The sequence below is a fragment of the Mycobacterium sp. genome (assembly GCF_049802695.1).
Lineage (GTDB): Bacteria > Actinomycetota > Actinomycetes > Mycobacteriales > Mycobacteriaceae > Mycobacterium.
Window position 1 is genome coordinate 1 of record NZ_JBARMY010000125.1, and the last position, 8,177, is coordinate 8,177.

Annotated in this window: 8 protein-coding genes and 1 pseudogene; all 9 read left to right on the forward strand. The window is 67.4% G+C overall.

Going from position 1 to position 8,177, the window contains the following annotated elements; all coding sequences use genetic code 11:
- A partial coding sequence (locus WA317_RS04860) for a hypothetical protein (protein WP_425171967.1) occupies nucleotides 1-574 on the forward strand: 574 nt, incomplete at its 5' end.
- A 1-nt stretch (nucleotide 575) separates the two neighbouring features.
- The gene (locus WA317_RS04865; protein WP_425171968.1) at nucleotides 576-1,589 is read left to right on the forward strand and encodes an HAD-IIA family hydrolase; all 1,014 of its coding nucleotides are present in this window, start codon (nucleotides 576-578) and stop codon (nucleotides 1,587-1,589) included.
- A gap of 64 nt (nucleotides 1,590-1,653) precedes the next feature.
- Nucleotides 1,654-1,842, forward strand: a complete 189-nt coding sequence (locus tag WA317_RS04870; protein ID WP_425171969.1) for a hypothetical protein — start codon at nucleotides 1,654-1,656, stop codon at nucleotides 1,840-1,842.
- Between the two features lie 7 nt (nucleotides 1,843-1,849).
- Nucleotides 1,850-2,671 carry a TlyA family RNA methyltransferase gene (locus WA317_RS04875; RefSeq protein WP_425171970.1) on the forward strand — a complete coding sequence of 274 codons (822 nt, stop codon included), beginning with the start codon at nucleotides 1,850-1,852 and terminating at the stop codon, nucleotides 2,669-2,671.
- Entirely contained in the window at nucleotides 2,668-3,591 is a 924-nt protein-coding gene (locus tag WA317_RS04880) for an NAD kinase (protein ID WP_425171971.1), read from the forward strand. Before WA317_RS04875 ends, WA317_RS04880 begins: the two co-directional genes overlap by 4 nt.
- Before the next feature lie 3 nt (nucleotides 3,592-3,594).
- Entirely contained in the window at nucleotides 3,595-5,367 is a 1,773-nt protein-coding gene (gene recN / locus WA317_RS04885) for a DNA repair protein RecN (protein WP_425171972.1), read from the forward strand.
- A gap of 94 nt (nucleotides 5,368-5,461) precedes the next feature.
- A complete protein-coding gene (steA, locus tag WA317_RS04890) occupies nucleotides 5,462-6,643 on the forward strand; it encodes a putative cytokinetic ring protein SteA (RefSeq protein WP_425171973.1) in 1,182 nt (393 codons plus the stop codon).
- Nucleotides 6,644-6,654: 11 nt separating this feature from the next.
- Nucleotides 6,655-7,599 (forward strand): copper transporter, encoded by a 945-nt coding sequence (locus WA317_RS04895; RefSeq protein WP_425171974.1) that lies wholly within the window; start codon nucleotides 6,655-6,657, stop codon nucleotides 7,597-7,599.
- A 144-nt stretch (nucleotides 7,600-7,743) separates the two neighbouring features.
- A pseudogene (locus WA317_RS04900) lies at nucleotides 7,744-8,177 on the forward strand (CTP synthase); the annotation flags it as partial.

Consider the following 8,177-nt stretch of genomic DNA (forward strand, 5'->3'; position numbering starts at 1 on the left):
CGCCGAGGCTGTGGCCCGTCACCTCGTCGCGGCGGGCGGCCTAATCGACGACGATCCCGAAGCGGCGCTGAACCATGCCCGCGCGGCGCGTACCCGGTCCGGACGGATCGCGGCGGTCCGCGAAGCCGTCGGAATCGCTGCCTACCACTGCGGCGATTGGTCGCAAGCGCTCGCCGAACTGCGCGCTGCCCGCAGGATGGGCAGCAAGTCGTCGCTGCTTGCCTTGATCGCTGACTGCGAGCGTGGTCTCGGCCGTCCCGAGCGGGCGATCGAACTCACCCGTGGGCCGGAAGCGGCACAGCTCAGCGGTGATGACGCCGACGAACTGCGCATCGTCGCAGCCGGCGCGCGAGCAGATCTCGGACAGTTGGAGCAGGCGCTGACGGTCTTATCCACACCTGCGCTCGATCCTGCCCGTACCGGCTCCGCTGCCGCGAGGCTGTTCTACGCGTACGCCGAGACGCTGTTGGCAGTCGACCGCAAAGACGAGGCGCTGCAATGGTTTCTGCATTCGGCGGCCGCAGATGTCGACGGCGTCACCGACGCTGAAGACCGGGTCAGCGAGCTGGCCTGACATGACAACGCTTGCACAGCAATACGATTGCCTGCTGGTCGACCTGGACGGGACGGTGTTTCGCGGTAGTAGTCCAACCGACGGCGCGGTGCAGGCATTGGACCAGGTGGAAAGCCGAACGCTGTTCGTCACCAATAATGCGTCGCGCAGCGCAGCCCAAGTCGCCGACCATCTCAACGAACTCGGCTTCAAGGCCGGCAGCGACGACGTCGTCACCAGCGCCCAGACCGCGGCCAAGATGCTGGCCGATCAGTTGCCGGCCGACTCGCGGGTGCTGATCGTCGGCACCGATTCGCTGGCCGACGAAATGTCGGCGGTCGGTTTGTCCCCGGTGCGCCGATGGGACGACGAACCCGCCGCCGTGGTGCAGGGTCACTCACCGAACACCGGCTGGCCGGAATTGGCCGAGGCGGCGCTGGCCATCCGGTCGGGTGCGCTCTGGGTGGCCGCAAACGTCGACCGGACCCTGCCTTCTGAGCGCGGCCTGCTTCCCGGTAACGGTGCCATGGTGGCGGCGCTGCGAGCGGCGACCGACGCCGAACCGCAGATCGCCGGCAAACCCGCACCCACGTTGCTCAACGACGCGGTGGCCCGCGGCGACTTTCGGTCCCCACTGGTGGTCGGTGACCGACTGGACACCGACATCGCCGGCGCCAACGCCGCCGATCTGCCCAGCCTGATGGTGCTCACCGGCGTAAACTCCGCGCAGGACGCGATCTTCGCCGTGCCGGATCAGCGGCCCACCTATATCGGGGCCGACCTGCGGTCGCTGCACCAAGACCCCGACGAACTGGCGATCGAAGCGCAACCTGGCTGGCACGTCGACGTGAGCGACACCGTGGTGACCGTCAGCGCTAACGGCGACAGCTCGGACAACGACGGACTCACGGTAGTCCGCGCTCTGGCGAACGCGGTCTGGAAGGCGGATTTCGACGGGCGGGCCGTCACCATCGAAGCCGGCGACGACACCGCACGCGACGCCCTGCAGCGCTGTTCGTTGCTGAACATCGGCTAGCGTGAAGATCGCCATGACACGCGCCGGCGACGATGCAGAGCGAAGCGATGAGGAGGAGCGGCGCATGACCGACCCTGCCCACATCCGGGCTCAGATCGACGAACTGCTTGCCGAGCTGCCCGGTATCCCTGCGGACGGCACAAACCAGCTCGACACTCAGCTTGTTCGAGGCGACATCGATGTGATTGCACGCCGTCTCTCCGAGGCACACGATGTGCTGGTGAGGGCCCTGGAGTCGGCGGAGAAGGGTTGAGTGTGCGGTGGCCCGACGCGCTCGCATCGACGTCGAGCTGGTCCGGCGAGGACTGGCGCGATCTCGTCAGCAGGCTGCGGAATTGATTGACGCCGGCAAGGTCAAGGTAAACGGCATGCCCGCCGTCAAAGCAGCCACCGCTGTCGCGCCGACTGCTGCGCTGTCAGTCGCAAGTGACGGCGAACGCAGCTGGGTGTCGCGCGGAGCGCACAAACTCATCGGCGCACTTGACGCCTTCGGAATCGCCGTTGACGGCCTGCGTTGTCTCGACGCGGGCGCCTCCACCGGCGGCTTCTCCGAAGTCCTGCTGGACCGCGGCGCGCGGGAAGTCGTCGCCGCCGATGTGGGCTACGGGCAGCTGGCCTGGTCGCTGCGGTCGGATCCCCGAGTGACCGTCGTCGAGCGCACCAACGCCCGCGACCTCTGGCCGGCCGCGATCGGCGGCCCTGTCGACACCGTGGTGGCCGACCTGTCGTTCATCTCGTTGACCACCGTTTTACCGGCGTTGACCCGCTGTGCGTCGCCGAGCGCCGATATCGTTCCCATGGTGAAGCCGCAGTTCGAAGTCGGCAGAGGTCAGGTCGGGTCCGGCGGCGTCGTGCGCGACCCGGCGTTGCGCGCCCAATCGGTTCTCGCCGTGGCCCGCCGCGCCGAGGAGCTCGACTGGCACACCGTCGGCGTGACCGCAAGCCCGCTACCCGGCCCGGCGGGCAACGTCGAATACTTCCTGTGGTTGCGCAGTCAGACCGATCGCGGTCTGGCCGACGACCAGCTGATGCAGGCGGTGCAGACGGCGGTGGCCGGACAACTAGGAGCCAAGCCGCAATGACCGCTGGGCGCTCCGTTTTGTTGGTTGTCCACGTCGGTCGCGACGAGGTTACCGAAACAGCCCGTCGGATCGGAAAGTCGCTCAGCGACAGCGGGATTGCGTTACGCGTTTTGTCCGCTGAAGCGGTGGACACCGGATCGCTGCATCTGGCCCCGGATGATCTGCGGGCACTGGGCGTCGACGTCGAAGTGGTCGATCCGGACCCGTGCGCAGCCGACGGGTGCGAACTGGTGCTGGCGCTGGGTGGTGACGGCACCTTCTTGCGGGCCGCCGAACTGGCCCGCAACGCGCAGATTCCAGTGCTCGGCGTCAACCTGGGCCGCATCGGGTTCCTCGCCGAAGCGGAAGCCGAAGCGATCGAAACCGTGCTCGAGCACGTGGTCGCGCAGGACTATCGCGTGGAGAACCGCTTGACGCTGGACATCGCGGTGCGCGCCGAGGGTGAGATTGTCGACCGCGGTTGGGCGCTGAACGAGGCGAGCCTGGAAAAGGGCGTTCGGCTCGGGGTGCTCGGCGTCGTCGTCGAAATCGACGGCCGGCCGGTGTCGACGTTCGGCTGCGACGGCGTGCTGGTGTCGACACCGACCGGGTCCACCGCGTATGCGTTTTCCGCGGGCGGTCCCGTGCTGTGGCCCGACCTCGAGGCGCTGCTGGTTGTGCCCAACAATGCGCACGCACTGTTCGCGCGCCCCATGGTGACGAGCCCTGACGCCATGATCGCGATCGAGATCGAGGCCAGCGGGCACGACGCTCTGGTGTTTTGCGACGGCCGCCGCGAGATGCTGGTGCCCGCCGGTGGGCGGCTGGAAGTGACACGCTGCGGTACGCCGGTGAAGTGGGCGCGGCTGGACAGTGCGCCGTTCACCGACCGACTGGTCCGCAAGTTCCGGCTACCCGTCGCAGGCTGGCGCGGGCAGTAAGCGGTGCTGGCGGAATTACGGATCGAGTCGCTGGGTGCGATCAGCAGCGCGACGGCCGAGTTCGACCGAGGACTGACCGTGTTGACCGGTGAGACCGGCACCGGCAAGACGATGGTGGTGACCGGGCTGCATCTGCTTGGCGGCGCGCGGGCCGACGCCCAGCGGGTTCGGTCGGGATCTGAGCGGGCCGTCGTCGAAGGCCGCTTCGCCACAACGGATGTCGGCGACGCCGCGGCGGCACAGCTCGACGAGATCCTGGACAGCTCGGGCGCCGCGCGCGACGATGACGGCAGCGTGATCGCGTCACGGTCGGTCAGCCAGGATGGACGTTCGCGGGCCTACCTGGGTGGCCGCAGCGTACCCGCCAAATCGCTCAGCGACTTCACCGCCAAATTGCTTACCCTGCATGGGCAGAACGACCAGCTGCGCCTCATGCGGCCAGACGAACAACGCGCGGCGCTGGACCGTTTCGCGTCGGCCGGCACCCGTCTCGAGCGCTACCGCACGCTGCGCGATGCGTGGCAGTCGGCACGGCGCGACTTGGTCGACCGCCGCAACCGGGCGCGCGAACTGGCCCAGGAGGCGGACCGGCTGAAATTCGCGCTCGCCGAGATTGACAGCGTGAGCCCTGAGCCTCGCGAAGACGACAACCTGGTTGCTGATATTCGGCGGCTTTCCGAGCTGGATGCGTTACGCGAGGCTGCGGCTACCGCCCGGGCGGCGTTGGCCGGCCCGCAGGAGGAGACGGTCGACACCGAACCGCACTCCGCCGCAGATTCGTTGGCCAAGGCGAAGATTGCGCTGGAGTCGACCGACGACACGAGTCTGCGGGCGCTGGTCGACGAACTCAGCGAGGCGCAGACGCTGGTTGGGGACACCGCGCGGGAACTCGGTGGCTACTTGAGCGAACTGCCCACCGACAACAGCACTTTGGACGCGAAGCTGGCCCGCCAAGCCGAACTGCGCACGTTGACCCGCAAGTACGCCGTAGACATCGACGGGGTGTTGCAGTGGGCTCGAGAGTCCCGCGACCGGCTGGCGCAACTCGACGTTTCGGAAGAGGCGCTGACCAAGCTGGAACGTCGGGTCGATGAGCTCGCCGACGAAGTAGCTCGAGCGGCAATGGACTTGAGCAAAGCCCGGAGTTCCGCAGCTAAGCGCCTGGCCAAGTCGGTCAGCGCAGAACTGGCCGGCTTGGCGATGGCCGACGCCGAGTTCACGATCGGCGTGACGACCAACCTGGCGCCGGCCGGCGACAACGACACCGCCGCGCTGAAACTGCCCTCCGGCGAGCTGGCCCGGGCCGGCGCGGACGGTGTGGACGTGGTGGAGTTCGGGTTTTCCGCGCACCGCGGCACGACGGTGCTGCCGCTGGCGAAAAGTGCGTCGGGTGGTGAGTTGTCGCGGGTGATGCTGGCGTTGGAGGTGGTGCTGGCGGTCTCCACGGCGGGCACCACCATGGTGTTCGACGAGGTCGACGCCGGTGTCGGCGGCCGGGCGGCGGTGCAGATCGGCCGGCGACTGGCCCGGTTGGCGCACACCCACCAGGTCATTGTCGTGACGCATCTGCCGCAGGTGGCGGCCTACGGCAACATTCATCTGGTGGTGGACAGCGCGGGGCGCAATGGAGCCAGCGTCGTCCGGCGCATCGACGGCGAGGAGCGGGTGGCCGAGCTGGCGCGGATGCTGGCCGGTCTCGGTGAATCCGACAGCGCTCGAGCGCATGCGCGGGAACTGCTGAAAACCGCGCACAGCGAGGTGACCACCACCTCGTGACTTGTGTGACATAAGTGGCAGAACACAACCTCTGAGGCAGTTGTTACGGCGCGCCTACTCGCCCGACCTGCCCTTCGCCGACAGAATCGGGCCCATGAGGATGACGACGCTTCTGTCCCGTAACGGCGCTCGGCCCGGTGTCGTCGGCACAGCCCGGGTCGACCGTGACATCGACCGGCTGCTGCGACGGGTCTGTCCTGGTGACATCGCGGTCCTCGACGTGCTGGACTTGGACCGGATCACCGCCGACGCGCTGGTCGAGGCCGACATCGCAGCCGTGGTGAACGCATCGCCGTCCGTTTCGGGCCGCTACCCGAATCTGGGTCCGGAGGTGTTGCTGGCCAACGGAGTCGCGCTCATCGACGAGACCGGGCCACAGGTTTTCAAGAAAATCAAAGACGGCGCCAAGGTGCGATTGCACAACGGCGGCGTTTACGCCGGTGACCGCCGGCTGGTCAAGGGCACCGAGCGCACCGATCATGACATCGCCGACCTGATGCAGGAAGCCAAGAGCGGCCTGGTCGCTCACTTGGAGGCGTTCGCCGGCAACACCATTGAGTTCATCCGCAGTGAAAGTCCGTTGCTGATAGACGGTATCGGCATTCCCGACATCGACGTCGACTTGCGCCGCCGTCATGTCGTGGTGGTGGCCGACGAGCCTACCGCCGCTGAGGACCTGCGGGCGCTCAAGCCGTTCATCAAGGAGTACCAACCGGTGATGATCGGGGTGGGTACCGGAGCCGACGTACTGCGCAAAGCGGGGTATCGCCCACAGATCATCGTCGGGGACCCCGAACACATCAGCACCGATGCCCTCAAGTGCGGCGCTCAAGTGGTGCTGCCGGCTGATGCCGACGGCCATGCGCCCGGCCTGGAACGCATCCAGGACCTCGGCGTGGGAGCGATGACGTTTCCGGCCGCGGGCTCGGCGGCCGACCTGGCACTGCTGCTGGCCGATCACCACGGCGCCGCGTTGCTGGTGACCGCCGGACACAGCGCCAACATCGAGACGTTCTTCGACCGGACCCGTCAGCACAGCAATCCGTCGACCTTCCTCACCCGGCTCAGGGTTGGCGAGAAACTGGTCGACGCCAAGGCGGTCGCGACGCTGTACCGCAACCGCATCTCGGCCGGTGCAATCGCGTTGCTGGTGCTGACGATGCTGATCGCCATCATCGTCGCGCTGTGGGTCTCGCGTACCGACGCCGTCGTCATGCATTGGATCGTCGGCTACTGGAACCGGCTGCTGCTGCACGTGCCGAGCTGGGTGACCTAGAAGGCCTGCCCGTGATTTCGCCACGCCATCATGCGATCTCGCTGGCCGCGGTGTTCTTGGCGCTCGCGGTCGGGGTGGTCCTGGGTTCCGGACTGCTGTCCGACAGCTTGCTGTCGGGACTTCGCGAGGAGAAACGCGACCTGCACAGCCAGATCAACGCGCTCACCGACCAGAAAATCGTGTTGAACGAGAAGCTCGCTGCGGCAGGTGACTTCGATGCGCAACTGGCCGAACGCATGGTGCACGGCGCGCTGACCGACAAGTCCATGATCGTCTTCCGCACCCCGGATGCACGCGACGACGACGTTGCGGCGGTGTCCAAAGTGATCGGTCAGGCCGGCGGCACGGTGACCGGAACCGTAGCGCTGACTCAGGAGTTCGTCGACGCCAACTCCGCCGAGAAACTGCGCACGGTGGTGAACTCGTCGATCGTGCCGGCCGGCGCGCAGTTGAGCACCAAGCTGGTGGACCAGGGTTCCCAAGCCGGTGATCTGCTGGGAATCGCTTTACTGATCAACCGCGATCCCGCCGCTGCCGTCGTCGACGACTCAGCGCGGGACACCGTGCTGGCCGCCCTGCGCGACACCGGGTTCATCACCTACCCGTCCGACGCGCATATCGGCGCGGCCAACGCCGCAGTCGTCGTCACCGGCGGGGAACTCGGCGACGGTGCCGGTAACCAGGGCGTCACCGTCGCGCGCTTCGCCGTCGCGCTCGCACCGCACGGCTCGGGGGTGGTGCTGGCCGGCCGGGACGGCTGCGCCAGCGGAACGGGCGCGGTCGCGGTGACCCGGGCCGATGCCGGCATGACGCCCGCGATCAGCACGGTCGACGATGTCGACGCCGAGCAGGGCAGGATCACCGCGGTTCTGGCACTGCAGGATCTGATCAGCGGGGGGCACACCGGTCAGTACGGCATCGGCCACCGTGCCACGGCGCTAACCGTCGCGCCCTGAGACTTCGGCTATCGGCGCGCCAGCGACGACGTGGCGCCGTCGGTGTTAGGGTGGGTTTCCGTGGGTCGGCAGGCCCAGTGCATCACCGCTAGCAGTCACTGCTAGCAACAGCCAGCCCTGCCCTTCTTCACGGAGGTTGCTCGATTGCGCAGGCACCCGCAGACCGTCACCAAGCACCTCTTCGTCAGCGGTGGCGTCGTTTCCTCCCTCGGCAAGGGGCTGACCGCCAGCAGCCTGGGCCAGTTACTGACCGCGCGCGGTCTGCAAGTGACGATGCAGAAGCTCGACCCGTATTTGAACGTCGACCCCGGCACGATGAACCCGTTCCAGCACGGCGAGGTCTTCGTGACCGAGGACGGCGCCGAAACCGATCTCGACGTCGGCCACTACGAGCGCTTTCTCGACCGCGACCTGCCCGGGTCGGCTAACGTGACCACCGGGCAGGTGTATTCGACGGTCATTGCCAAGGAACGCCGCGGCGAGTACCTCGGCGACACCGTGCAGGTGATCCCGCACATCACCGACGAGATCAAACGTCGCATCATGGCGATGGCCGCACCCGACGCCGAAGGCAACCG